Source organism: Pseudoalteromonas sp. J2K-J031 (assembly GCF_058197095.2).
Window position 1 is genome coordinate 1414361 of the sequence record NZ_CM200279.1, and the last position, 23699, is coordinate 1438059.

The 23699-nt window shown below is 44.2% G+C and carries 26 protein-coding genes and 2 pseudogenes; 18 read left to right on the top strand and 10 right to left on the bottom strand.

Annotated elements, in window-relative coordinates; translation table 11 throughout:
- Positions 1–71: 71 nt before the first annotated feature.
- Positions 72–674: a hypothetical protein gene (locus tag AC3KZC_RS06650; protein ID WP_490576710.1), complete on the bottom strand. Its 603-nt coding sequence runs from the start codon at positions 672–674 to the stop codon at positions 72–74.
- A 367-nt stretch (positions 675–1041) separates the two neighbouring features.
- Here AC3KZC_RS06650 and AC3KZC_RS06655 point away from each other — a divergent pair, with 367 nt between their 5' ends.
- From AC3KZC_RS06655 to AC3KZC_RS06720, 14 genes are all read left to right on the top strand, one after another.
- Positions 1042–1368, top strand: a complete 327-nt coding sequence (locus tag AC3KZC_RS06655) for a hypothetical protein (RefSeq protein ID WP_045611045.1) — start codon at positions 1042–1044, stop codon at positions 1366–1368.
- A 15-nt stretch (positions 1369–1383) separates the two neighbouring features.
- Positions 1384–1803 (top strand): single-stranded DNA-binding protein, encoded by a 420-nt coding sequence (locus AC3KZC_RS06660; protein WP_040132793.1) that lies wholly within the window; start codon positions 1384–1386, stop codon positions 1801–1803.
- Positions 1804–1882: 79 nt separating this feature from the next.
- Positions 1883–2701: a phage recombination protein Bet gene (gene bet, locus AC3KZC_RS06665; RefSeq protein ID WP_000414662.1), complete on the top strand. Its 819-nt coding sequence runs from the start codon at positions 1883–1885 to the stop codon at positions 2699–2701.
- 81 nt (positions 2702–2782) lie between these two features.
- A complete protein-coding gene (locus AC3KZC_RS06670) occupies positions 2783–2926 on the top strand; it encodes a hypothetical protein (RefSeq protein WP_015066581.1) in 144 nt (47 codons plus the stop codon).
- A gap of 60 nt (positions 2927–2986) precedes the next feature.
- Positions 2987–4003 carry a YqaJ viral recombinase family nuclease gene (locus AC3KZC_RS06675; RefSeq protein WP_490576711.1) on the top strand — a complete coding sequence of 339 codons (1017 nt, stop codon included), beginning with the start codon at positions 2987–2989 and terminating at the stop codon, positions 4001–4003.
- Between the two features lie 209 nt (positions 4004–4212).
- Entirely contained in the window at positions 4213–5172 is a 960-nt protein-coding gene (locus AC3KZC_RS06680; protein ID WP_490576712.1) for an AAA family ATPase, read from the top strand.
- 2 nt (positions 5173–5174) lie between these two features.
- On the top strand, positions 5175–5939 hold the full coding sequence (locus AC3KZC_RS06685; protein WP_490576869.1) for a hypothetical protein: 765 nt from the start codon (positions 5175–5177) through the stop codon (positions 5937–5939).
- Positions 5940–6037: 98 nt separating this feature from the next.
- Positions 6038–6991, top strand: a complete 954-nt coding sequence (locus tag AC3KZC_RS06690) for a DUF3150 domain-containing protein (protein WP_490576713.1) — start codon at positions 6038–6040, stop codon at positions 6989–6991.
- Positions 6992–7052: 61 nt separating this feature from the next.
- Positions 7053–7493, top strand: coding sequence for a hypothetical protein (locus AC3KZC_RS06695; protein WP_490576714.1), 441 nt, complete (start codon positions 7053–7055; stop codon positions 7491–7493).
- Between the two features lie 69 nt (positions 7494–7562).
- Positions 7563–9212 (top strand): VWA domain-containing protein, encoded by a 1650-nt coding sequence (locus AC3KZC_RS06700; RefSeq protein ID WP_490576715.1) that lies wholly within the window; start codon positions 7563–7565, stop codon positions 9210–9212.
- An 82-nt stretch (positions 9213–9294) separates the two neighbouring features.
- A complete protein-coding gene (gene radC / locus AC3KZC_RS06705; protein ID WP_000797298.1) occupies positions 9295–9792 on the top strand; it encodes a RadC family protein in 498 nt (165 codons plus the stop codon).
- The gene (locus AC3KZC_RS06710; protein ID WP_490576716.1) at positions 9792–10133 is read left to right on the top strand and encodes a plasmid-related protein; all 342 of its coding nucleotides are present in this window, start codon (positions 9792–9794) and stop codon (positions 10131–10133) included. Before radC ends, AC3KZC_RS06710 begins: the two co-directional genes overlap by 1 nt.
- A gap of 90 nt (positions 10134–10223) precedes the next feature.
- Positions 10224–11297: a DUF7146 domain-containing protein gene (locus tag AC3KZC_RS06715; RefSeq protein ID WP_490576717.1), complete on the top strand. Its 1074-nt coding sequence runs from the start codon at positions 10224–10226 to the stop codon at positions 11295–11297.
- A gap of 88 nt (positions 11298–11385) precedes the next feature.
- The gene (locus tag AC3KZC_RS06720) at positions 11386–11538 is read left to right on the top strand and encodes a hypothetical protein (protein WP_490576718.1); all 153 of its coding nucleotides are present in this window, start codon (positions 11386–11388) and stop codon (positions 11536–11538) included.
- Between the two features lie 37 nt (positions 11539–11575).
- Here AC3KZC_RS06720 and AC3KZC_RS06725 read toward each other — a convergent pair whose 3' ends face one another.
- Complete coding sequence (locus AC3KZC_RS06725; protein ID WP_490576719.1) at positions 11576–12796, bottom strand: IS66 family transposase; 1221 nt, start codon at positions 12794–12796, stop codon at positions 11576–11578.
- A gap of 172 nt (positions 12797–12968) precedes the next feature.
- On the opposite strand from AC3KZC_RS06725, the gene AC3KZC_RS06730 reads away from it, so the two are divergent.
- Positions 12969–14321: an IS110 family RNA-guided transposase gene (locus AC3KZC_RS06730; RefSeq protein WP_490576720.1), complete on the top strand. Its 1353-nt coding sequence runs from the start codon at positions 12969–12971 to the stop codon at positions 14319–14321.
- Here AC3KZC_RS06730 and AC3KZC_RS06735 read toward each other — a convergent pair.
- The 3 genes from AC3KZC_RS06735 to AC3KZC_RS06745 all read right to left on the bottom strand — a co-directional run bounded on the left by AC3KZC_RS06735 (position 14318) and on the right by AC3KZC_RS06745 (position 15525).
- A complete protein-coding gene (locus tag AC3KZC_RS06735) occupies positions 14318–14719 on the bottom strand; it encodes a hypothetical protein (protein ID WP_490576721.1) in 402 nt (133 codons plus the stop codon). The genes AC3KZC_RS06730 and AC3KZC_RS06735 overlap by 4 nt on opposite strands.
- Positions 14720–14785: 66 nt before the next feature.
- Positions 14786–15124 carry an IS66 family insertion sequence element accessory protein TnpB gene (tnpB, locus tag AC3KZC_RS06740; RefSeq protein WP_490576722.1) on the bottom strand — a complete coding sequence of 113 codons (339 nt, stop codon included), beginning with the start codon at positions 15122–15124 and terminating at the stop codon, positions 14786–14788.
- 11 nt (positions 15125–15135) lie between these two features.
- The gene (locus AC3KZC_RS06745; protein ID WP_490576723.1) at positions 15136–15525 is read right to left on the bottom strand and encodes a transposase; all 390 of its coding nucleotides are present in this window, start codon (positions 15523–15525) and stop codon (positions 15136–15138) included.
- 35 nt (positions 15526–15560) lie between these two features.
- Here AC3KZC_RS06745 and AC3KZC_RS06750 point away from each other — a divergent pair, with 35 nt between their 5' ends.
- Positions 15561–16190, top strand: a complete 630-nt coding sequence (locus AC3KZC_RS06750; RefSeq protein WP_490576724.1) for a hypothetical protein — start codon at positions 15561–15563, stop codon at positions 16188–16190.
- 32 nt (positions 16191–16222) lie between these two features.
- Here AC3KZC_RS06750 and AC3KZC_RS06755 read toward each other — a convergent pair.
- The 4 genes and pseudogenes from AC3KZC_RS06755 to mog all read right to left on the bottom strand — a co-directional run.
- Positions 16223–16567, bottom strand: a pseudogene (locus AC3KZC_RS06755) (transposase); the annotation flags it as partial.
- 312 nt (positions 16568–16879) lie between these two features.
- Positions 16880–19084 (bottom strand): annotated as a pseudogene (gene feoB, locus AC3KZC_RS06760) (ferrous iron transport protein B).
- A complete protein-coding gene (locus tag AC3KZC_RS06765) occupies positions 19084–19308 on the bottom strand; it encodes a FeoA family protein (RefSeq protein ID WP_490576725.1) in 225 nt (74 codons plus the stop codon). Before AC3KZC_RS06765 ends, feoB begins: the two are co-directional and overlap by 1 nt.
- 483 nt (positions 19309–19791) lie before the next feature.
- Positions 19792–20319: a molybdopterin adenylyltransferase gene (gene mog, locus AC3KZC_RS06770; RefSeq protein ID WP_490576726.1), complete on the bottom strand. Its 528-nt coding sequence runs from the start codon at positions 20317–20319 to the stop codon at positions 19792–19794.
- Positions 20320–20603: 284 nt separating this feature from the next.
- Between mog and nrdG the strand changes: the two genes are divergently transcribed.
- The gene (gene nrdG / locus AC3KZC_RS06775) at positions 20604–21056 is read left to right on the top strand and encodes an anaerobic ribonucleoside-triphosphate reductase activating protein (RefSeq protein WP_086744541.1); all 453 of its coding nucleotides are present in this window, start codon (positions 20604–20606) and stop codon (positions 21054–21056) included.
- Positions 21057–21059: 3 nt separating this feature from the next.
- Complete coding sequence (nrdD, locus tag AC3KZC_RS06780; protein WP_490576727.1) at positions 21060–22847, top strand: anaerobic ribonucleoside-triphosphate reductase; 1788 nt, start codon at positions 21060–21062, stop codon at positions 22845–22847.
- Positions 22848–22925: 78 nt separating this feature from the next.
- Here the strand turns inward: nrdD and AC3KZC_RS06785 are convergent, their stop codons facing one another.
- Positions 22926–23594, bottom strand: coding sequence for a hemerythrin domain-containing protein (locus tag AC3KZC_RS06785; protein ID WP_138686514.1), 669 nt, complete (start codon positions 23592–23594; stop codon positions 22926–22928).
- Between the last annotated feature and the right edge of the window lie 105 nt (positions 23595–23699).

Here is a 23699-nt window from a genome sequence, read left to right on the forward strand (position 1 = left end):
GATTTTGATAGAAAATACAGCAAGATGAAGAGCCCCTTCGTGAGGGGCTATGTTGAGGGGAGCCGAGCTGGCTAGTTGGAGGGAGTATCTGTTTCCTCTTCAGTAATATCGTCATTGGTTGACGGCACCGCTTGCTCAACTTCTGCTTCTTTACCCTTAGCTTGAGCTGATTTTCGTGCTCGAATTTCGATATCAATAATGCGTCGTGCAAGTTTGATAATGCGCTGTTGCCATGCGTAGTTGCCATCAACACGTTGCTTGTTGCTAAGCACGCTAGATAACCAGAGTGTGTCCATTGAGATCATCAACGCATCGAGTTTGCGCACTAAGCCAACAAACTGGCCAACCTGAGGCGAGCTGATTTTGGCGTTGAAGGTAATCGGATCGGTGTAGTCAGGTACTTCATCGATACCGTTGGACTCCATCAGTTTGTCCAAACGAGCTTGTTCTTTGTCTACCGCCTTAGCGCAATCCTCGATCAACTGGCTAATGATCTGTTCCACTTCATCGATTTCGTTCTCATCGCCAATGATGCGTAGGATGACATCGATTCCGTAAAGTGCACTGACCGTGCGCCTAAAAACACGGTCAACGACACGTTGCGCCTGTAAGCTGTTAATTGTGAATGATTGTTCAAAGATGGGTTTTGAGTAATTGGGTTTTGCTTGGGCCATAAGTTTGCTCCTGATATGACAATAATCAGTCCCTAGACTAATCCTCTGTGAGGTAATGGCCTTTCAGCTAGGTGGAAGAATTGAGCATCTTTCTAACTATCCTGTCTGGATAAGACGGTTACACTGACTATCAAATATTGCTGATCTGTTTCAGTGATATCTGCGCCTGAGAGCATGAGCTCAAAGGAAGCCCGCCGCTGAGTTTTCTCAGTGGTACTAAGAGGTAGCTAGCCTCCTTAAACAAATAGCCTGCATGTTTTTACATGCTCAACCATGCGTTCCTTGCGGTTCGCCTTTTCACCACCCAACTGGGGGAGTTTTCCCCAGTTGGGGGTGACTCCTTCACAACCTAATTAAGGAGTCACCAATGGAATATATCTTCGGATTTATTATCCAAGTCGCAGGCATTATGTTGCTTGCAAAACTGAGCTGGTCGCTTTTGCGATTGGTTGCTCGTCAAAGCGTGCGCCCGTTTCGATTTGTACTTACTCAAATCAAGCGATTGCTCACACCAACACCAAAACGTCGTCCAATGGCAGTGCCTAAAGCTCCTGGTATGCCCCGTTTGACATCTGCGTTTTACAAAGAGCCACATCAGTACGACATGGCTTTACTCGAAATACCAACCTATCTGCGCCGTCAGTCTTCTTTGCCCAGCCGGGTAGAAACGACTGTGTGCACAGAGTTCAACTAAGACGAGGAGAACATCATGAAAAACCAAGTAACACTCATAGGCTACGTTGGCTCTGAGCCAGAGACGCGAGCCTATCCATCAGGTGATTTGGTGACCAGCATTTCACTGGCCACTTCTGAGAAATGGCGCGACCGTCAATCCAATGAGCTCAAAGAGCATACGGAATGGCATCGGGTTGTTTTTCGAGATCGTGGTGGATTTAAGTTAGGGCTAAGAGCAAAAGATTTAATCCAAAAAGGAGCGAAGCTTTTTGTTCAAGGGCCTCAGCGCACGCGCTCATGGGAGAAAGATGGGATTAAGCATCGATTGACCGAAGTGGACGCGGACGAGTTTCTGCTTCTTGATAGTGTGAACAAAGCATCCGAGCCATCACCGGCAGATGATGCGGGCTCCCAAGGTAATTGGGCACAAACATATCCTGAACCAGATTTTTAACCGAGCGAAAACGCTTTAACCCAGCCGGGAGTACTTTCCCGTCAGGGGCAGACTCCCACTTTGATTGTCGGAGTCCATAATGGAAAAACCAAAGCTAATCCAACGCTTTGCTGAGCGCTTTAGTGTCGATCCAAACAAATTGTTCGATACCCTAAAAGCAACAGCATTCAAGCAACGTGACGGTAGTGCACCGACCAATGAGCAGATGATGGCGCTTTTGGTGGTTGCAGATCAGTACGGCTTGAACCCTTTCACCAAAGAGATTTTTGCGTTCCCTGATAAACAAGCTGGGATTATTCCAGTGGTAGGTGTCGATGGATGGTCTCGCATCATTAATCAACACGACCAGTTTGATGGCATGGAGTTTAAGACTTCAGAAAACAAAGTCTCACTGGATGGCGCGAAAGAATGCCCGGAATGGATGGAATGCATCATCTACCGGCGCGACCGTTCGCACCCAGTCAAAATCACTGAATACCTGGATGAAGTCTATCGACCGCCTTTTGAAGGTAACGGCAAAAATGGCCCTTACCGTGTAGATGGTCCATGGCAGACGCACACTAAGCGAATGCTAAGACATAAATCCATGATCCAGTGTTCCCGCATTGCGTTTGGCTTTGTGGGAATTTTCGATCAAGACGAAGCAGAGCGAATTATCGAAGGCCAAGCAACACACGTTGTTGAGCCATCGGTGATTCCACCCGAGCAAGTTGATGATCGAACCCGAGGGCTTGTTTACAAGCTTATCGAGCGGGCGGAAGCTTCAAACGCTTGGAATAGTGCATTGGAATATGCCAATGAACATTTTCAAGGTGTTGAGCTGACGTTTGCGAAACAAGAAATATTTAATGCACAGCAACAAGCAGCCAAAGCGCTCACACAGCCTTTAGCTTCTTAGCGCCACGCATTCATTTTACTAACCCTGGCGGGATTATTCTCCCGTCAGGGGGAAGGTCTCGTCTTTTTTTGGAGATCTTCCATGACTAAATCAGCCTCACTTTTTCGCTTGGTATTGGTTGTTGCCCTTGTCTTAGGTTCGATTCAAGCCGGTAAAGCGGCAATTGATTCGGTTCAAGCAAGTGTTGTTCAGCACCAAACAGCGTTAGCACAAGCAGCAAAGTAACCACTTAACCCTGAAGGGGAGTTCTCTCCTTCGGGGGAGTCTCCCCTCAAAGGAGGCAATATGAAGGTTATCGACCTATCACAACGTACTCCTGCATGGCACCAGTGGCGCATTGCAGGGGTTACGGCATCTGAAGCCCCAATTATTATGGGGCGTTCATCCTACAAAACACCTTGGCGATTATGGGCAGAAAAAACGGGATTCGTATTACCGGAAGACCTGTCTAATAATCCTAATGTGCTTCGCGGTATACGGTTGGAGCCTCAAGCAAGGCGAGCATTTGAGAATGCACATAATGACTTTCTTCTGCCGTTATGTGCAGAAGCCGATCATAACGCAATCTTTCGAGCCAGCTTTGATGGCATCAACGATGCGGGAGAACCCGTTGAACTGAAATGTCCTTGCCAGTCAGTTTTTGAGGATGTGCAAGCTCACCGAGAACAAAGCGAGGCGTACCAGTTGTATTGGGTGCAGGTACAGCATCAAATACTGGTCGCCAATAGCACGCGTGGTTGGTTGGTTTTCTATTTTGAGGATCAACTGATTGAGTTTGAAATACAACGAGACGCGGCGTTCTTAACTGAGTTGCAAGAAACAGCGCTTCAGTTTTGGGAGTTAGTACAGACCAAAAAAGAACCGTCAAAATGCCCAGAGCAAGATTGTTTTGTTCCCAAGGGTGAAGCTCAATACCGCTGGACATCGTTGTCTCGCCAGTATTGCTCAGCACATGCCGAAGTGGTCCGACTGGAAAATCACATCAAATCTTTGAAAGAAGAAATGCGAGACGCTCAGTCGAAATTGGTCGCTATGATGGGTAACTACGCTCATGCCGATTATGCTGGGGTCAAACTCAGCCGCTACATGATGGCGGGTACGGTGGACTATAAGCAATTGGCCACCGATAAATTAGGCGAGCTGGACGATCAGGTTTTAGCTGCTTACCGAAAAGCGCCACAAGAGCGGTTGCGTATCAGCACCAATAAGCCAGAGCAGCCCGTTGAAACACCAATCAAAATCAGCCTTGAGCAAGAGATCTTGGTTCTGCCAGGTGACTCGCCGAGCTCATTTTACTTTTAACGTTCACTTGGAGTCGATTTCGGCTCCTTTCTCATGCACTTACATCGAGTGCATCAGAAAGCAGTTTCACTCGTAGCCAATGCTGGGTACGAATGATAGAGCGAGCTGAACTCTTACATACACAGCCATACCACAATCAACACACCACCCGACGGGGACTTCATTCCCTGTTGGGGCATGGGGCCTCGTCAAAACTGATGAGGTTTACCATGACTGAACAATCCCCATTTTTGGTTCAAGTGAATCAAGCGTTTAATGTCCCGGCTCCTGATGCTTTCGTTCTGGAAGGATTTAGTGCCGACACTACCCATCCAAACATTCCCGTTCGCAAGGACGAGTATATTTTTAGAAAAGAAGACTTACGTGACGTATTGGCGTTTTTGTCTAACCCAGACGGTGACGGTTTGTATGTTACAGGCCCCACTGGATGCGGTAAGACCTCGCTAATTTGCCAAGTTGCTTCTCGATTGAATTGGCCTGTTCAGCAAATTACTGCGCACGGTCGATTGGAGTTGTCCGATCTTATCGGTCACCACACGCTGGTTAATGGCAACATGACCTTTGTGTATGGACCGCTGGCAATGGCTGTCAAGCATGGCCATTTGCTGATCATTAATGAAATGGATCTTGCTGAGCCTGCTGAACTGGCTGGGCTCAATGACATTTTGGAAGGTGCCCCGTTGGTCATCGCACAAAATGGCGGTGAGATCATCATGGCACATAACAAGTTTCGTTTTATCGCAACCGGCAACAGTGCGGGCAGCGGTGATCAAACGGGCTTGTATCAAGGTGTGCTTCAACAGAATTTGGCTTTTCTTGATCGCTTTAGAATCATCGAAGCGACCTATGCAGAGCCTTCTGTAGAGGAAGCCATTCTGGAGAACGTTGCGCCGGGCTTGCCTGAAGTCTTTCGCCAAAAAATGGTGAAGGTGGCTGGTGACATTCGTCGTCTTTTTATTGGGGGCGCGGATGGCGGTGCTGAGCTTAGTATCACCATGTCCACTCGGACCTTGGTGCGCTGGGCAAAGTTAACACTTGCTTTTAAAGGTGCTCCTAACGCAGTGGAGTATGCACTGGTTCGGTCTTTGACGGCTCGTGCTGAGTTGGAGCAACGTGAAGCCATTCACCGTATTGCCGCTGATGTCTTCGGTGATCACTGGGAGGATTGATGATGGAAAAGTGCTTTGCTCTTTACCGTTACAGTCATTCTGATGGGACAGCCAAAGAATGGGCCATTTATGTTGGATCAGATAACCAGGAGATTGAAGTTCGGTTTGGAAAAGCCGGTCAATTGTCGCAGCAGCGATTGATTGATTCGACTGATCCTAACGCTGAAGCAGACCGACGAATCAATGAGAAAATCAACAAGGGTTATCGATTGGTTGGACAAGTCGGCATTGATCATCAAGGGAGGCCATTTGAACTCTCAAATGCGCTAGATAGCGTCGCGTGCGCCAATAACGTCAGTTGGGAGTTTCGTACTCGCAAGGACGTCAATGGCCAAGTCTCGCTGGCTCAAAAAGCGTTGTTCGATATGGCAAAGCTGCTTGAAGCCTATGGCTTGGCTGTTATTGATGATAACCAGGTCAGGATTGGAGAATGGTCATTAGGGTTTTGCAAAAGCGGATTACCTAGTACCAATCAAATCAGCATGGTGTCGGGTGAAGGCGCTGGCATTGTTAACACTGATGATGGCCCGTGGCCATTGTTGCTGTTACTGGCCTTTAAGCGTCAATTACCACCACTGTGTTCGCTCACAGTAGCGAGTCCTGAAGGGATAGAAGTATCCGACCAACTGAAGTTGGAAAAAGATGTATTGCGGTTGCTAGGCAGTGATTTAGAGCGGGTTCGCCCGATAGCTGAAGCACTGGACTTAATGCCTGCGAAAATCGATCTCAACCAATCGTCGCCTGATTCGCAAAATTACTATTTCTGATAGTGATGTTGCCATTAGCGCGTCAATTACTACCACCCAAACGGGGGCCATTGCTCCTGTTGGGAGTGGTGCGTCCCCATCTCGCATGAGGATGCACTATGAGTATTCAAACCCTCGACAAACTTTTGATTTGTCACATCGACTGTTCCATCTGGAGCGGTAGAAAAAAACTAAGGCCTGAAGATTTCAGATTAGCCAATGGCAGCCAACTTCCACCGAAGGATGTTGCCAGCTTAGGGAGTAAAAAAATTTGCGACCCAGAGGCATTGGCGAACTTTGAAAGGCTTAAGAAAGAAGCGCAGCGCTTGTGTGAGCAAGTCGGTGTGCGGTTTTTAGGTGGCTATGCCGTCCCTGAGGGCCGAATTGATCAGATTGTTCCAGAGCTTGACCGGATCGGTCAGGAGTTTGCGCAGTGTAAGCAGTTGTTCTTGGACAACTATGATCAGGTGACGTTTGACTGGGTTGCAAAACACCCGGAATTTGCAGATGCAATCCGGCGTGCGCTGTCACCCATCGAAGACGTGGAACAACGGCTTCAGTTCGATTATGCCATCTATCGAATGAAACCGGCTGAACAAGCTGGTGGCTTAGATGACAAGGTCAATGGCATGGGACACACCCTCTTTAGGGAGGTGGCTCGTGATGCCAATGAACTGTTTGAGCGTTCCGTTGCAGGTAAGAATCAAATCAGCCAGCGAGCCCTTAATCCTCTCAAGCGATTAAGAGACAAGTTGGATGGTTTGTCATTCCTGGATCACCGAGTTCAGCCGATGGTTGAAGCGATGGACAATTTATTTGTTCGTCTGCCGAAGACCGGCCCTGTGACAGACAATCTCTATCACGAACTGATGGCGACCATTTTAATTTTGTCTGATCCAGACAAGATGAGAATGCACGGTGAAGGTCAATTGGATATCAGACAACTGATGCCCAAACCTGAACCTAAACCCGCACAGCCAGTATCTGCTCAGGCAGATAACTTACGTGCAATACCACAACCAACCGTCAGACCAAACCTTGGTTCGACTGTACCAAACTCATTTTATTTCTAATGTCCTTGAGGGCATGTTGCCCTGAAGGGCGCATGTCCTCTGAACTATGTAAGAGGAAATTATGCAATCAACTATCCATAACCCCAGCCAACTGAAACAGTTTGAACCACATTTTCGTGGTGTGACTGATGCTGTTGAAAGCGAATCGATACCAGAAGTGGCGTGTTGTCGAGCGTTAGTACAACGGTCGTACTCAACACATAGTATTTTGATCCCCAAGAACCCTGTGCTGATCGCAGATGCGGACGGGCAAGGTGTTTGGGTAACGGCCATGGTATTTGTTCCAAACATGGCATTGCAGCAAACCGCTTTTGAGCGGGCCTGGCTGCAATATCAACACGAGGTGTCTACTCAGTTACAAGACCAGTACGGTCTGACATTGGATGACATCCTGAGTTTAGACCAGCTTAAAACGTCATTTGAACAGCACGAGAGTCCAGCTCAATTGGTGGCTTGGTTAGGTCAAAAATACGACCTGGATAAGCTAAAAGCACAGGTTTAAACATCCACATTCCCAGCGGGGAAACGCTCCCGCTGAGGGAGTATTCCCCCTAATGATTAGGAGACTCCCATGAATCATCCATTAAAAAACGCACTGCCAATCGTTGCCGCCGCTTATGGCGAAAAGTTTGGTGTGAAGGTGCTTATTCAAGGACAAGATGCGTTTACCGATGGTGAGCGGATTGTGATCCCAACAGCAAACCCAGACGACCCACACTATCAACAGATAGCTTGGGGTTATCTGGCTCATGAAGCGGCGCATATTCGGCATACTAATTTTGACATGGTGCAGAAGGCGTCGTCCAAACCGATCCGTAAGGCACTTCTCAATATCATTGAGGACGTTCGCATTGAAAACGAATTGGCAAAGGATTACCCCGGAACCCGGCGCAGTATTTCGCAAGTGATTGAGTACATGGTGGACACTCAGCAAATGTGTGTACCTGAACAGCTTGAGCCTGCATCTAACTTGCAAGCCTGGTTGTTGTTCCGTTTGAGATGCCATTTTCTCGGTCAGAAAGCACTGACGCCTTTGTATCAAGCAGTTGATGAAAGAGTGAGACAACTCTTTCCTGCCGCAGCGATGAGCCGGTTAAGCGCCATGCTGACAGCAGTGCCTAGCTTAGGCTCTACAGGTGAAGTGCTGAAACTTGTCGATGCCATCGTTGCCATGTTGGAAGACGAATCTCGTCCACCACAGGATGAGTCGGATGCTGATAGCGGTAATGACATTGGACAAGCTGCGAGTAATGACAGCAGTAGTGACAGTCAAACCCCAGAAACAGACTCGTCTGCAACAGGGGATGCTGCTGAAACGGGTGATTCTGATAACTCTGCTCAAGCTGACAATTTGCGACAAGCCTTAGAGGCCAGTGCCGCTCAGTTTGAACCCGATACCTTTGCACAAGTGGCAGAAGTGTTGTCGGAACAAGCTGAAGGACATCAGGGTATCACTCCACTCAGTTTGCCCCAAGCAGAGCAAGCTATGTTGGGTGATGAGGCCATCTTGACCTTATCGGCGTCTGAGTCCGCTCAAATTCGAGCCCGACTTAGGGGCATGGTTCAGTCCAGTCAGGACAATCGGAATCATGCCAAAAGGCACGGTCTTCGAGTTGCAACCCATCGTCTTGCCGCTTCACAAGCCGGTGAGTCGAGATTGTTTATTCAAAGGCAACCTCGCATTGCGCCTAATGCTGCTGTGCACTTGCTGGTCGATATATCGGGTTCAATGGGTAAACCCATTGGCGAAGGTAATCGAAAGTACTTTCATGTTGCCAATGAAGCCGCTTTGGCTTTGGCCATGGCACTGGAAGGTATACCGGGTGTTGTACCTGCGGTCAGTTATTTTCCTGGTATTCATCAGGAAGTTTCTATCGCGTTATTGCCCAAGCAATCGGTTCGACATCGGGCCGCCTGTTTTGACCAAAAACCACGAGGTTGTACGCCTATGGCACAAGCAATGTGGTTTGCGGCAAACAGTTTGTTAGCGCAAAAACAGAAGCGAAAGCTAATGATAGTGCTAACGGATGGTGACCCAGATGATTGGGCTGCCACGCATGACATTGTTGACCGGTGCAGACGAAGTGGCTTTGAGCTTCTGGGAATAGGGATTCAAACACGCAGTGTTGAGAAATTCTTTCCTCAAAACATTGTGATTAACGATGTCAAAGATCTGAAGCGTGAGTTATTCGAAGTAACACAACAACTGTTAATTCAGTAACCACATCAACTTTACCACCCTGCGGGACGATTCCGTCCCCGTCAGGGCATGGGTTCGTCTCCGCTTTTTTTTGGAGACTCCTATGAAAAACAGAAAGTTCTTAGCTGGCGAAGAAGCCGGTACTTACATCGTTCCTGAGCAAGTGACTGAAGCGGATATTTTAGATATGGCGCTTAAGCTTGCCCGTGGTCGATTGAGTAAAGGTCGAAAAATTGAACAGCCATCGTCGGCGTTCTCATACCTGCAAACACTGATGCACGAGTATGAGCACGAGGTTTTTGGTGTGCTGTTTCTTGATACAAAGCATCGCGTCATTCGATTTGAAGAGCTGTTCAAAGGCACTTTAGATGCGGCGAGCGTGTATCCAAGGGAAGTAACAAAGCGAGCGCTAGAACTTAATGCAGCAGCAGTGATATTGGTTCATAACCATCCATCGGGTGATCCTGAGCCAAGTGAAGCTGATAAACGCATTACTCATCGACTCCGTGACGCCTTGTCACTTGTTGATATTCGAACGCTTGACCATGTTGTGGTCGCATCCGAGGGCTGCGTTTCGCTTGCCGAACGCGGTTATCTTTAATGAATGGGCGCATTGCCCATTCTCCTACATCACAAAAGCAGTCCCATCAACACACGTCATCACAGCTCGAATTTCTATTTGAGTTTGATGATGCCCCAGTCACTTGGTCTGACACGGAAATCTGGCAGTTACGCGAAGGCATTCTATTGGATGCAATCCGTGTATTGCTGGACGGTCGTGTCAGTACTCGATTGCGCAAGGATGTGTTGTCGTGGATTCAAAATGACGAAATAGCGCCATTTTGCTTTCGTGTTTGCGCGATGGCTGCGGTTGTCGATCCTGATGTGCTTCGTGAGTCCATCATGTGGCTATTAAGACGACATGGTATCCGGCTTGACTAACGCTCCTGCATTAACCGAACGGCTAATGCAGGACCTAAGCTGACTTTTACCACCTGTGGTAGGAGTCGGCATTTTACTTAAGGAGGTTATATGGCGTTACCTTTACAAATTGACACAGTAAGGCCATATCTCAATGGCCAATGGCTTCAAGTCTTGGCGGCATTGGTGCCAGAACTTGATGCCGCTATTGCTCGAAAAGGGCGTCATGTGGCTTGTCCTGTTCATGGCGGTCGTGATGGCTTTAGGCTGTTCAAAGATGCTGAATATACCGGAGGTGGCGTTTGTAACACCTGCGGTATCTTTCATGATGGCTTTGAGCTGTTGTCTTGGATTAATGGATGGAACTTTGCTCAGTCTATTGAAGCAATCGGCCAAGTTCTAGGTATTCAACCCGGACAAATACAAGCGCCTACTCGGCCAATACCGAGTAACGCTGTTGACTGGAAGACTAAAAAGCAGGTAGAGGACAAAGCGATTATCCAACGTTTGAATCAAACGTGGGGAGAAACGTTATCTCTTGCAGATACTCGTGCGCAACCTGTTTGGAACTACTTGCATCGTCGTGGCATTGTGACGCGGCTTCGTCCTGCATGGGATTCGGTGCTGAGGTTTCATCCAAGCTTGCCTTACCATGATGAAGATGGTCTGTTTATCTATAGCTACCCAGCGCTGCTAGGTAAAATCGTTACTCAGCAAGGGCGTTCGGCCACGTTTCATCGGATCTACCTAAGTGAAGATGGATTCAAAGCGCCGGTTGAAAAGCCTAAAAAGATGATGCCGATACCAAGTGACAGAACAATCACTGGTGGTGCTATTCCGATAGGTGAGCCTGGTGAGGTATTAGGTGTTTCTGAAGGCATCGAAACAGCTCTAGCGGTTACCAGAGCTACGGGACAAACATGTTGGTCGGTTGTGAATGCAACGCTACTGGCTAGGTTTGAACCACCAAGTAATGTGAAAATGCTGTACATCTGGGCAGATCACGATCTCTCTGAGACCGGCCTGAATGCAGCGAATGAACTCAAGAAAAAAGCCTGGCAGAAAGGCATTCTGACACAAGTCCTGATCCCTCCGATACCAACGTCACTTGGCGTGAAAAGTTGGGATTGGAATGACGTGCTTAATGTTTACGGTGCCATGGGCTTTCCGAAAGTTCATATCTGATCCAAGGGGCTTCGGCCCCTTTTTTTGCGCCTTGCATATTTGAAAAAACATGGAGAATGAAAAATAGATAACCAATAGGAAAACAAACATGATGGTTTTAACCCTGTTAACAAAGCAGATTGATGGTGAGTTTACGGTTTACTGGAAGACCGGCCTTCGAAGAGGTGGTGAGCTAAAGGTCGATTTAGGTGAGCAATACGACAAGCTACCTGAGCAGCAAAGTGAGCTTACGGCAAGTTAGCGTAACTCACCATCAAACATATGCTTGAGTCCAGAATTTAGTCTTTGCTTTGTGATTTGTAGTTCCAAGGCAAGTAAAGTTCTGGGTTTAATCGCAATTTGTCACTGTGCCGCTGTAGTTCTGTTAAATACTCTAGCGCATTGACGCCCGCATCTGCACAGGTGGCAATGAGTGAAGTCAGTACATCACCGATGTCCGCGCCCGCTTGTGTTTTTTTGAACATGGCGTTTTTTCTATCGCGTATGATGAGCTTTAATTGGTTTTCCATTGTGTTGTTGTCTAATTGGGCGCCTTCTATACAACAGAATGCACTGAGTCCAGCAAAGTGTTTTAGGTAATAGTTGATTGCTTTGCCCAAGCCACTATTTGCTTCAACTGTGCCTTTGTCTAAATGGGCTTGCCCCCAATTGGCAATACGGTACATCACCGGCAACGAATGTTGCTGGTGATAGGCTAACCGTTTATCTGCTGGCAAGCTCTGCGCTTGTACTGTGTTTTCGTGATGCCAAATTTTGCCATATTCTTCTATCACCCATGCGACTTCCTCTGGGAAGTGACTGTGTACATCATAAAATTGCCGTCGTGCATGGCTATTACACAAACTCGTTTTTACCATGACTTTGCTGGGTTTATTGGCTGAGAGTGCATCACTCATTAGTATCGGCTCGGCTAAATCGGCGGGTCTTTTTTGCAATATTTCATCTATAAACTCGCCCGCATGGCCTATGTTGGTTTGAAATAAAATGATGTTGTGCTGTGCGACTGTGGCAATTAATCCTGAGGTATAAACCCCTGTGCGCTCTCGCGTTTTGCCATCGCGCGATTTTTTCATCACTGCGGTTTGGTTTAAGATGCGGTTTTTGGTGTCATCTAAGTAGTAGTGCTCTGCTGTTGCAGCAAGCTCGGTTAAATATCTTTGCACTGGATAAACGGCGTTCGCTGCTTGCTCTATTTGGTCAAAAATGCTCGATGCACTAATAGATACACCTAATAAACCCTGCATACTGCCTTGGCGATAAAACGGCGAGCCTGCGTAGTATTTACTGATGCTCATTAAGGCACGGGCACTGTAACCATACTTTTGATGTAGTGCACCATCGGCAATCACCTCATCACTGACTGGCGCGGTAAAGTAGGCACCACAGGCATTACAGCGCAGTCGCTCCATCACGTGCTGTTCTGGTTTAAACGGGCTGTGTCCGGTAATTCTTAAAAAACAGCCTACACAGCGCGCTTTCCCCCATCTGATTAGAAACACCGCTATACTTCCAATGTTCCGGAAATGGTCGTTCGCCTTTTGGAGATGAAATATCCCGTCAAAAAACCTGACCTAGGGGAGCTGCGGACCCGATGTTGGTGGCTTTAGACCCCGTTTAGGAAAGTGATTTAATCCGTGCCCCATCCGGAAATTAACCTAGATGAGGTGCAACATGACTAAGCAAACAAAGAAATCTCAATCATTACCTGTCATTCATCCTAATTCCGCGGGTATTGATATTGGTGCCAGTTTTCATGTGGTGGCCATCCCACCCGATAAAACTGAAGAACCAGTCAAAACATTTAAAGCGTTTACGCCTGACCTCCACGATATGGCCAAGTGGTTAGTTAGCCATAATATTACTACCGTGGCCATGGAATCTACAGGCGTATATTGGGTACCCGTGTACGAAATCCTTGAGGAGTATGGGCTTGATGTTGTACTGTCAAATGCGCGAGATACAAGGTCGGTTCTGGGGCGAAAGACAGATGTGAATGATGCTCAATGGATACAGCGTCTACACGCTTGTGGACTGTTAAAAGCTAGTTTTCGGCCAACGACGTTAGTGATTGAGTTACGCAGTTATTTACGCGTGCGTGAACGGCTGCTCGATTATGCAGCGGCGCATATTCAACACATGCAAAAAGCCTTAACGTTTATGAATATCCAGTTGAATCTTGTGGTATCAGATATTACTGGCGTGACAGGAATGCGGATCATCCGTGCGATTGTTGACGGCGAACGCTCACCTTCTAAGTTAGCTTCTTGTCGAGATAATAGATGTAAATCAAGTGAAGAGACTATTGAGCATGCGCTTAAAGGAAATTATCAAGCCGAACATATTTTTGCACTTAAGCAAGCCCTTGTGATGTATGACGCATATCAAGTACAAGTGCATGAATGCGACATTGAAATTGAGGGCGTATTAGCCACAATGATAGTAGGCAAGGAAAAACCGACAGAGCCGCTACCCAAGCCGAAACACCGAACCAAACAACCGAATCAATTGCAATTTGATGTAAGAACATCCCTTTACCATTTGGTGGGAGCTGATTTGACTCAAATTCATGGGTTAGGTCCATACTTGGCGCTGAGAATGATTTCTGAATGTGGTACCGATATGACAAAATGGTCTACCGCTAAGCATTTTACATCTTGGTTGACATTGTGCCCTGGCTCCAAGATTAGCGGCGGCAAGAAGCTGTCATCACATTCCCGCAAAAGCAATAACCGTATCGTCGCTCACCTACGTTTGGCTGCTACGACTGTAGGCCGTTCATCGACAGCCTTAGGGGCATTTTACCGAAGATTATCCGCCAGAATAGGAAAAGCCAAAGCGGTCACCGCAACGGCAAGGAAGATAGCCATACTCTTTTACAATGCAATGCGTTATGGCATGCAATACAAAGATCCTGGTGCAGACCAATATGAAAAGGACTATCGAGATCGTGTTATAAAGAATTTAAAACGTAAGGCTGAAGAATTTGGTTGGGAATTAAAGCAAAAATCAGAATGTGTTTCTTAGGAAGTCGCTGGCTCAAATTTGTATAACTTACCTGTTGGGCATTCTGGGCAGTTATCACCTTTTTGTAAGTCTGCGTGTTTGTGGTGAATTACTTCTGGGTTTATTTGCGCTGCCTGAGCTTTGTTTTTTCGTCTATGCGGTTTGCTTTTTTTGCGCTTAGCTAGATTGGATTTTAAGCTTTCTGACGATTGAACGATGCCAGCCAGCTTTCTAAGCTTGCTGATGGTGATGTCGTTATCACTGAGTTTTTCTTGCATACTGGCTAGGGTCAATAACGCGCCTAACAACAATTCACAATCTTCTGGTGAAAGTGTTAATTGGTGCGCTTTGGCTTGAGTGATCCGTTCAATCAGAGCATCGAGTTCTTGGCTGCTGATATCAGTAAAAGTTTGCGTCATTATCTTGTTATTTTGCATGGGTATTTTGTTTAGTTGCCAGATCAGATCGCAGCTTGCTCAATTGGTTCAATTTATTTTATATTTTTTATCCACGGGTTTGGTTTCACCCTTTAATAGCTCTCTAAGCTCAGTGGCTAAGATGGACGATACGGTATTTGGTGACTTCGGCCAGTTTTGAAATCGTCCTTTAGATAAGCGTTTGGTCATCAGCCAATAGCCACTGCCATCGTAGGCCAATACGCGTAACATGGTTCGGCTTTTGTTAATAAACACAAAACGAATATCGGCACGTGGGTTTTGTTGCAGTGAATCGCGACAGACGGCAACAAAACCATCAATGCCTTTACGGAAATCTTGAGGCTGTGTGGCCAGCAATATGGCAGTTTGAGCAGAGAGTTGTAACATTAGTGTGCCTTTTAAAGAGATGCTGAAACGGTTAACGCTTGGGCAAGCACAGAGAGGACCAGGGCGCTGGCCTCGCCATTGAGGTGAATATTAGTCCCGTCGTTTAATATAATAGAGGCACTAGTAATGGCGGCATTTGCCTGTTGGGTGGTTGGCAATGCGATAAATGTATCCATGGGCTCAATGGTAGTTTGAGTATGTTTAAGCTCGGTGCGCCAGCGTTTAATGACAGAGCCACTTAAGCCTAGGGTAGTAACGACCTTGGAGACGGAATACTCTTGTGTAAGCTCAACGGCTTGCCTGCGCAATTCAACGGGGGTAAAAGTGCCTAACGTGTCTTTGTTGTGACGCCAGTGGTCAAATTGTGCTTTAATTTGCTCTAATGATGTTGTGGTATTCATTGATCACACCTTAGTTGTTTAGGTTGCAATCAAGTATGCCGGATGGTTTTTACTTATTTGCGCTATCTTGCCGTAAGGTCACGCAGCAAAAGCCAATTGCAGCTGAGCTTTATGCTATTCATCACCTACTGTCAGTGAAAGAGGTGATGGGGAGTAACCGAAGCGGAAATGGGCTTCAAATCCGGGTCAGTAAAGGAGCTATCAAAAAGTTACAGAAACAACGCTCAACTCAGCATTCACTTTACAGCCTGACCAGGTTCTTGCTCACCCGTTACCAGGAAGCACAGATCTCGGTAGAGAAGTGGGACGATTGGCTCTCACATTCCTTCGAAGAATACACCGTCGATAATGCTACAGTGAGAGAAATCGATGAGGTCATCAACGTTCCGAACATTGGACCTGTCGTGGTGACTCGTCATGCACTGGAACGGTTTGTGGAACGGCTTTCAGACGGTGTACCTAAGCATCCTTGGAAGGCTTTGTGCTCAATACTGCTATACGCGGTGCTAGAAAAAGCCAAATTGCCAGAAAAAGTTGCTTCCCGAAAGGCAAAAAAGTATGCACAAGAAGCCGAGTTTTGGCAGCATGTTGGGAGCACGATGTACTTTGTTATTGTTCCAGGCGGCTTAATTAAAACGTTAGTTACGGTTTTCGCAGGTAAGTGAAATAATGTTACATTAGTTAACCTCAGACCTGGTTAAGCCAACATTAGACTATTGCTCTCTAAAAGCTCAAGCTCCTTAGGCGTCAAATCCAATGATGGCTTTTATTCTTTTAAACAGTAGGCAATGAGTCCACCAAGCAAATTCAGCATAAAACCATGCATACTGCGATGCCGGGAATGTTCGATATCGGAAATATTCTTCAATTGGTCGTTCACTGTCTCAATAATGAATTGCTTTTTTAACATGGGCTTGTCCTACAGCGATATGAATTTTTTCTTTATGTTCTTTCGAACCGTTGTTATCAACTCAACACCCTTGTCTAGCAGTTCTCCAGACAGTGTTTTGCTGATGTAACCTTTGTCACAGTAGAGCTTGCCAATGTTTGATAAATAACTGAAAAAATCATCGACATCGCAGTAGGTTTCAACTAACTAATTCATGCTCATTCCTTTTGGTTTAATCACTCTTGGTCTAATGAACGGATCAGGGAACGAGCTTTTAGTTCCTTCGTTTTCTAAATTTCTTATCCGAAGTTTAGGCTAATAATGCTATGAATCAATCATAACATCTTCTAATTAGGTAGACAAAATCACCGTACCACTACATCAGAAAACAAGAACAAGCAGTAATAATAAAGGAGCTAAATGTTCCTTTTTTCATGATTGCTAATCGCAACTTCTTAACGACAATTAGCTATAACTCACTTGTGTTGGAATAGTGAGTATTTTTTTACCGAAGCGTTTTAACCAGAGGTAAAGAGTTAAAAATATTAAGACAACTACACCAATACTAATACTTGCTGTTATAGGGTCAGCGTTAATAGTTGCTATTTGATAAATAAATGTCGCACTTAAATATGCCAAGGCAAAACTCCATAAAGCAGCAAAACCAGCCCAGCGGCTACCAACTTCGTTCTTTATCGCCCCCATTGCCGCAGCGCATGGGGTATAAAGTAGAATAAACAGTAGGTATGAAAACGCACCTATTTTTCCTGCAAAAGCTGCTTGCATAACCGTGAATGTTGACTCCTCAACCCCTTGCTCTTGTGCAGCAACTTCAAGGGAGGTAACGTCACCAATATTTACACCTAAGGGGTCACCTGCTTTAATGCCAAGCAAATTTTCTTTTATTGAATCAGTAGCCTCTTGCCATATTTCTACAGGCGATGCGAGTTTAGCGCTTTCATCACTTTGAGTTGAATACAAACTATTAAAGGTGGCAACTAAGGCTTCTTTAGCAAATAAACCGGTAATAATACCAACGCTTGCTTGCCAGTTATCTTCTTTCACACCCATCGGCGCAAGCAAAGGCGTAACCACTTGAGCACTTTTACTCAATAATGACTCTTGCGAATCATGATGACCAAATTCGCCATCAGTACCTAACGAGTTAAAAAAGTTAAGTACACAAACTACAATTACAATTGTTTTACCTGCTCCTAAAATAAACGAGCGAGTGCGCTGCCAAACACGTTGAAGCAAAAACGACCACTTAGGCATTTCGTACAAGGGCAATTCCATTATGTTTACCGAATTATTACCCATTAATACAGTGTGCTTAAGTAAAAACCCAGTAAAGAGCGCTGCGGCAATACCAATTAAATAAAGTAAAAAGACTAAGTTCTGCCCTGACTCAGGAAAGAAAGCTGCAGCAAACAAGGCGTAAACAGGCAAGCGGGCACCACATGACATAAATGGTGACATCATTATTGTGGTAATACGTTCACGTTCATTATCAAGTATTCTGGCTGACATAACCGCAGGTACCGTACAACCAAAACCAACAATGAGCGGTACAAAGGCTTTACCTGGCAAACCGATTTTTTGCATCACACTGTCAACAACAAAAGCTGCTCGGGCTAAATAACCACTACTTTCAAGTAATGATAAGCCAACAAATAAACAGGCAATTACAGGTATGAAGGTAGCAACCGTTTGAATACCCAAACCAGCCCCTTCAATTAAGGCTAATAACCATTGAGGCAAGCCAAATTCAGTCAAAAATTTTTGCGGATAATCAACAAAAACAGCGCCAGCAATTACATCAAAAAAATCAATAAAAGCACTACCGACATTGATGGCAAGCATAAACAATAAGTACATTATGCCCAAAAAAATGGGGATACCTAACCAAGGGTGTAAAATGAAGTTATCAAGTTTATCGCTTAAGGTTTGTGGCTGGCTTTCATGATGTTGAGTACGCGCAATAGTTTGATGAATAAACTCATATCGCGACTGCATAATAGCCAGCGTATCTTTATCTGTTTGTTGGCAACCACTGTTATTGCAACTACTTAGCTCTAATGACAATAAAGACTTGGGCTGACATTGCTTGTTAGTTTCTAACTTAATTAATATGTCTTGCGGAATAATTAAATTTGCAGGTCTTTTTGCCGGTTGCGGTAACACGGATAATTTTTTCTCAACATTGGCAAGAGTGTTTTTATCTAAACTATTAGCAGTAAAGACCTGACAACCTAACTCTTTAGCCAAGCGTTTAGTATCAATGCCTAGCGCTTCATTGCGGTCAAATTTATTTAAAACCACAACAACTGGTAAACCTAATTCAAGGATTTGTGTGGTTAAATATAATTGACGTTTTAATTGAGTTGCATCTACAACATTAATAATACAGTCAATCGCTTGCTCAGCAATAAACTGTTGTGTAATTGATAAGTCTTTACCTTGCTGTGCTCTTGTCGTCAGTGAGCTTATCCCTGGTAAATCTGATAATAGCGTTGCCTGTTGATTAAATTGAAATGTTTGCTGTTTTACCACAACTGTTACGCCTGTTCAGTTACCTGTTTTTTGATTTGCACCACTTAAGTTATTAAAAAAAGTACTTTTACCAGAATTTGCAAAACCAACTAAGGCTAAATGTAAAGGTTTTGACATTAGACGATTTCTATCCCTATTTGCTGAGCAACATTTGGTGCTAAACACATTTTAGTACCGTGAAGATTAAACGCTAGAGGACCATTAAATGGTGCTTTATGCGCAAGCGATATTTCGGTTTTCAAAGCAAAACCTTGCTCTATTAATTTCGACGATAAGTCAAAATTGTCAGGTAAAGTACAAATGTAAGCTTTTTGAGAGCGCTGTAACTGAAAAAGTGTCATATTCTTACAAGGAAAATAAAAATGATTATCATTAAACTCTACTGGTTCAACAGGCTTTCAGCAATAGCAGAACGATTTCATATTGATCTATATCAGCTAAATGTTAGTTTCATAAATTAGGGCTGTTGATCTTTGTTTGAATTTTATACGTAGGTGGTAATTTCATATAAATTACTTCGCCAAAAACAAACCTTACCGAAATTACCATGGCCCGATTAATGTTCACTAATGAGTTGTGATCGAAGCTACAAGCTATCTAGCTTGAGCACTGACAAACGATGGAAGGGATTTTAATCGCTTGCGTGTCGGCTGCTCATAGGTCACCTCCCAGAGTCTTTATTTAAAAAACTCAGCTCATAAGAATGAATAAACAGCTCCTTTTCATAAAGCTATAAGCGACAGTTCTAAGAATAGTCGTGTATCGGTGATTAGATGCACGGGGTGAGGCAGAATTGCTCCCCCGTATTTTGCAGCAATGACAGATTATGATTTAGGGCGAAAAACTTGGATCACCGTATCATCGCAAGTTAGGAAGGGGCCTTCTAATAAATCAATGCAATAAGGGACAGCAGGAAAAACAGCATCTAAGCATTGTTTAATTGCTTTAGGTTTACCGGGTAAATTAATAATGAGGCTGTTATCGCGAATGCCGGCAGTCTGTCTAGATAAAATAGCAGTTGGGACATATTTTAAGCTTTCTTGGCGCATCAGTTCGCCAAAACCAGGCATCATTTTATCGCAAACAGCTTCGGTTGCTTCTGGTGTGACATCTCGTTTTGCTGGACCCGTCCCACCTGTTGTAATCACTAGAGCACATTTTTCATCATCGCAAAGTTCACATAGCGCTTGCTCGATTAAGGGCTGTTCATCTTCTACAAGTCGATAAACTGCTTGCCAAGGTGAGGAAAGGTAAGTGGTTAAGGTGTCCACAATTGCAGGGCCAGAGAGATCATCATATTGGCCACGGCTTGCTCTATCACTAACGGTTAAAATACCAATTTTAGTTACCATAAATACTCTTTTCAAAGCAAAAAAACGAGTCTAACAAATATTTTTGAGTATTGAACTCACCCTAAATGGGTAGTTGCTGCAAACAACTGCCAAAAGTGGGGTTAGTGTGTATCTAACTGTTCAATCAAACAATTTGTAATGGTTTTTGGGGTGACGTTTACCTACCTATAAATTGACTATTTAGTTCGTATTAAAGCTTGATTTAGATCAACAAACGAAATGGCGAAAAACTGATTGTCACTATATATTGTGTCTAAATTTTATTTTGTCACTATATATAGATTATGCTACGTACATTTGTTCCTCAGGTATGTTTTCAAGAAGTCCCGCAGGAAATTTCTTTAGGCTTTTTATGCACGGGCTGCCAGATAGGTTGCCGAGGTTGCCATAGCCCTCAGTTGTGGGATGAAAATAAAGGTGAACCGTTAACACTATTGACGTTTTCAAAGTGGTTGGTGCAATACCAAGGCCTTATCACTTGTGTCGTATTTTTTGGCGGTGAATGGGAAGAAGTATTGCTAATTCAGCTATTAAAAGAAGCTAAATTACAAGGGCTCAAAACATGCCTTTATACAGGCAGAAACGATGTCTCAATGTCGTTAAAAGCGCAGCTGACCTATCTCAAAACCGGGCCATATATTGATACGTTAGGTGGCCTCGAAACGCCGAATACAAACCAGCGATTTATAGAACTCTCGACTGGACAATTACTTAATGCACACTTTTTGAAGGAATAAACTATGTTGTTAACACCAGAACAATTAGAAAAAAAACACATTTTCATTGATAACTATGTTAATGCGAAGAATGCGGCTGATGGTTCGACTATGGATGCAAACGCTAATGTGACGTTAAAGAATATCGCAACATTAGAGTCGGAACTAATGAAAGATTACTTTATTCAGGTAAATAGAGCGCAAGTGAGTAAAAAAATCAAACAGTTGTATGGTGAAGCACTGAGTGAAGAGTATTTGCGTCAAATAAACCAACATGAAATTTATGTGCATGATGAAACGAGTCTAAAACCTTATTGTACCTCTATTACTATGTATCCATTTTTATTGGATGGTCTGACTAAGTTGGGGGGAGAATCAAAAGCCCCAAAACATTTAGAATCTTTTTGTGGCAGTTTTGTGAACTTAGTGTTTGCTATCAGTGCGCAATTTGCAGGCGCAATTGCGACAGTCGAGTTTTTGATGTATTTCGATTACTTTGCTCGTAAGGATTACGGTGAGGATTACCTCATCACCAGTCGAAAAAAGATTGAAAATCATTTGCAGCATGTTGTGTATGCTTTAAATCAGCCAGCGGCGGCGCGCGGCTATCAAAGTGTCTTTTGGAACATTTCGCTTTACGATCAACCCTATTTTGAAGCCATGTTTGGACATTTTGTGTTCCCAGACATGACATCGTCTATGTGGCAAACCGTCAAAGAACTACAGCGTTTTTTCCTCTGTTGGTTTAATGATGAGAGAAGTAAAGCGATTTTAACTTTTCCTGTGGTCACAGCAGCAATGTTGGTGACTGATAATAAACCAGTTGATCATGACTTTGCTGCTATGTGCGCAAAAAATTTGAGTGAAGGCGGGTCATTCTTTGTTTATCAATCCGAGAGTGCCGACTCGTTAGCATCGTGTTGTCGCTTAAGAAATGAAATTAATGACCATAGTTTTTCTTATAGTTTAGGTGCAGGAGGGGTCGCAACAGGCTCAATCAATGTTATTACCCTTAATATGAATCGGCTCGTCCAAGATGGCAGAGATTTGAGTGTCGAAATACAAAAAATACAAAAATACCAAATAGCGTATCGTCATTTGATGGAAGACTACCAATTAGCAGGTCTTTTACCTGTGTATGATGCGGGTTTTATTTCTTTTAATAAACAGTTTCTGACTATCGGCATTAATGGATTGGTCGAAGCGGCCGAGTTTTTAGGAATTAACATTAGTGCGAATGATGAATATACACATTGGGTAGACGCGCAATTAAAAGTCATTTACCAACAAAATCGTATAACAAGTAAAGAAACAGGGTTTTTATTTAATACAGAGTTTGTGCCAGCAGAAAACCTTGGGGTAAAAAATGCGAAATGGGATAGCAAAGATGACTATGTGGTGCCAAGAGACTGCTACAACAGTTATTTTTACCGTGTTGAAGATGAGGTTATAAATCACCTTGATAAATTTATCTTACATGGCAAGGCATTGACCCAATATTTAGATGGTGGCTCAGCTTTACATCTTAATTTAGAAGAGCATTTAAGTGAGCAGCATTACCTTCATCTTTTTAATGTTGCAGCTAAAACAGGGTGTAATTATTTTTGTATTAACGTCAAAACGACCATTTGTAATGACTGTGAACATATCGAGAAGCGAACACTTAATTGTTGCACTCGTTGTAGTTCGAGTAATGTTGATCATGCTACACGAGTAATAGGGTATTTAAAACGTGTCTCTGCCTTTAGTAAGGGAAGAAGAGAGGAGCATGCTGATCGGCATTACCACCGAAAGGCACGTGCGATAGCTTAAGACAAAAATGGCCACTTTTCATGTGGCCATTCTAATGATTAATAAATTAACTAGGATTTAGGTTAAAAGAGTTATTATCTAGCGTGCAGGTTGATCTTCTGCTTGAAATAAAATCTCGTTTTCTAGATGAATGTGGTCTTTTAAATCAAAATAGAGTTCGAGTAAATCTTTATAAAGTGTGATCCAGCTGTTACACGCATCTTTTGGAGGTGAAAACTCATTAGTGATAGTTCTTAGCAGTTCGAGTGCTTTTGCATGATCAATATGTTCTGACTCCATCACAGAAATCGGCCCTAGAGGGAACATCCCTTTTTCTAACATTGGAAATAAAATGAGCTCTTCCTTCATCATGTGTTCTTCAAGTTCAAACTGCATTTGCGCTAAATGTGATTCCAGCTCATGGGGAAAATCAGGGTGACTGGCGTGCGCGTTAGCTATTTTTTGTGATAAACGAATGGCATCTGATAATTGCACTCTATGCTTGGCATGATAGTTTTCTAGGATGTGGGCGATTAACTCTTGCTTCGATACAGCTTGCCACTGATTATGACGTGACATTGCATGTTCGTGTAGCAGAGAGTCTAATTTTTCGACTAGATTGAACAAGGTTATCTCACCCGAAATCTCAGTATCTTTTAATAACAGAGGCTGTTGAGCCGTAAAATCAATGTGGTAATTGTTAAATAGATCTGTTGCACCGGGTATATTCACAGCGAGCTCTTGAACAGCGTTGTGCATTATATTCATCGTGTGTCCTCTGTATTTATATTGTCGTTTTAATTTTATAGAGAACACTTAAATTAGATATGCCCATTTGTGGTTAGCCCTTGAGGCAACTTAGAGATAGATCGG

What these genes read in the sequence shown, in the direction of transcription:
- AC3KZC_RS06655 (WP_045611045.1), top strand. Translation starts at nt 1,042, where the DNA reads ATGGAATATATCTTCGGATTTATTATCCAAGTCGCAGGCATTATGTTG.
- AC3KZC_RS06680 (WP_490576712.1), top strand. Translation starts at nt 4,213, where the DNA reads ATGACTGAACAATCCCCATTTTTGGTTCAAGTGAATCAAGCGTTTAAT.
- AC3KZC_RS06675 (WP_490576711.1), top strand. Translation starts at nt 2,987, where the DNA reads ATGAAGGTTATCGACCTATCACAACGTACTCCTGCATGGCACCAGTGG.
- bet (WP_000414662.1), top strand. Translation starts at nt 1,883, where the DNA reads ATGGAAAAACCAAAGCTAATCCAACGCTTTGCTGAGCGCTTTAGTGTC.
- AC3KZC_RS06730 (WP_490576720.1), top strand. Translation starts at nt 12,969, where the DNA reads ATGACTAAGCAAACAAAGAAATCTCAATCATTACCTGTCATTCATCCT.
- AC3KZC_RS06670 (WP_015066581.1), top strand. Translation starts at nt 2,783, where the DNA reads ATGACTAAATCAGCCTCACTTTTTCGCTTGGTATTGGTTGTTGCCCTT.
- AC3KZC_RS06690 (WP_490576713.1), top strand. Translation starts at nt 6,038, where the DNA reads ATGAGTATTCAAACCCTCGACAAACTTTTGATTTGTCACATCGACTGT.
- nrdG (WP_086744541.1), top strand. Translation starts at nt 20,604, where the DNA reads ATGCTACGTACATTTGTTCCTCAGGTATGTTTTCAAGAAGTCCCGCAG.
- AC3KZC_RS06695 (WP_490576714.1), top strand. Translation starts at nt 7,053, where the DNA reads ATGCAATCAACTATCCATAACCCCAGCCAACTGAAACAGTTTGAACCA.
- AC3KZC_RS06710 (WP_490576716.1), top strand. Translation starts at nt 9,792, where the DNA reads ATGAATGGGCGCATTGCCCATTCTCCTACATCACAAAAGCAGTCCCAT.
- AC3KZC_RS06685 (WP_490576869.1), top strand. Translation starts at nt 5,175, where the DNA reads ATGGAAAAGTGCTTTGCTCTTTACCGTTACAGTCATTCTGATGGGACA.
- nrdD (WP_490576727.1), top strand. Translation starts at nt 21,060, where the DNA reads ATGTTGTTAACACCAGAACAATTAGAAAAAAAACACATTTTCATTGAT.
- mog (WP_490576726.1), bottom strand. Translation starts at nt 20,319, where the DNA reads ATGGTAACTAAAATTGGTATTTTAACCGTTAGTGATAGAGCAAGCCGT.
- radC (WP_000797298.1), top strand. Translation starts at nt 9,295, where the DNA reads ATGAAAAACAGAAAGTTCTTAGCTGGCGAAGAAGCCGGTACTTACATC.
- AC3KZC_RS06720 (WP_490576718.1), top strand. Translation starts at nt 11,386, where the DNA reads ATGATGGTTTTAACCCTGTTAACAAAGCAGATTGATGGTGAGTTTACG.
- AC3KZC_RS06765 (WP_490576725.1), bottom strand. Translation starts at nt 19,308, where the DNA reads ATGACACTTTTTCAGTTACAGCGCTCTCAAAAAGCTTACATTTGTACT.
- AC3KZC_RS06660 (WP_040132793.1), top strand. Translation starts at nt 1,384, where the DNA reads ATGAAAAACCAAGTAACACTCATAGGCTACGTTGGCTCTGAGCCAGAG.
- AC3KZC_RS06750 (WP_490576724.1), top strand. Translation starts at nt 15,561, where the DNA reads ATGCCGGATGGTTTTTACTTATTTGCGCTATCTTGCCGTAAGGTCACG.
- AC3KZC_RS06650 (WP_490576710.1), bottom strand. Translation starts at nt 674, where the DNA reads ATGGCCCAAGCAAAACCCAATTACTCAAAACCCATCTTTGAACAATCA.
- AC3KZC_RS06745 (WP_490576723.1), bottom strand. Translation starts at nt 15,525, where the DNA reads ATGAATACCACAACATCATTAGAGCAAATTAAAGCACAATTTGACCAC.
- AC3KZC_RS06735 (WP_490576721.1), bottom strand. Translation starts at nt 14,719, where the DNA reads ATGACGCAAACTTTTACTGATATCAGCAGCCAAGAACTCGATGCTCTG.
- AC3KZC_RS06715 (WP_490576717.1), top strand. Translation starts at nt 10,224, where the DNA reads ATGGCGTTACCTTTACAAATTGACACAGTAAGGCCATATCTCAATGGC.
- AC3KZC_RS06785 (WP_138686514.1), bottom strand. Translation starts at nt 23,594, where the DNA reads ATGAATATAATGCACAACGCTGTTCAAGAGCTCGCTGTGAATATACCC.
- AC3KZC_RS06700 (WP_490576715.1), top strand. Translation starts at nt 7,563, where the DNA reads ATGAATCATCCATTAAAAAACGCACTGCCAATCGTTGCCGCCGCTTAT.
- tnpB (WP_490576722.1), bottom strand. Translation starts at nt 15,124, where the DNA reads ATGTTACAACTCTCTGCTCAAACTGCCATATTGCTGGCCACACAGCCT.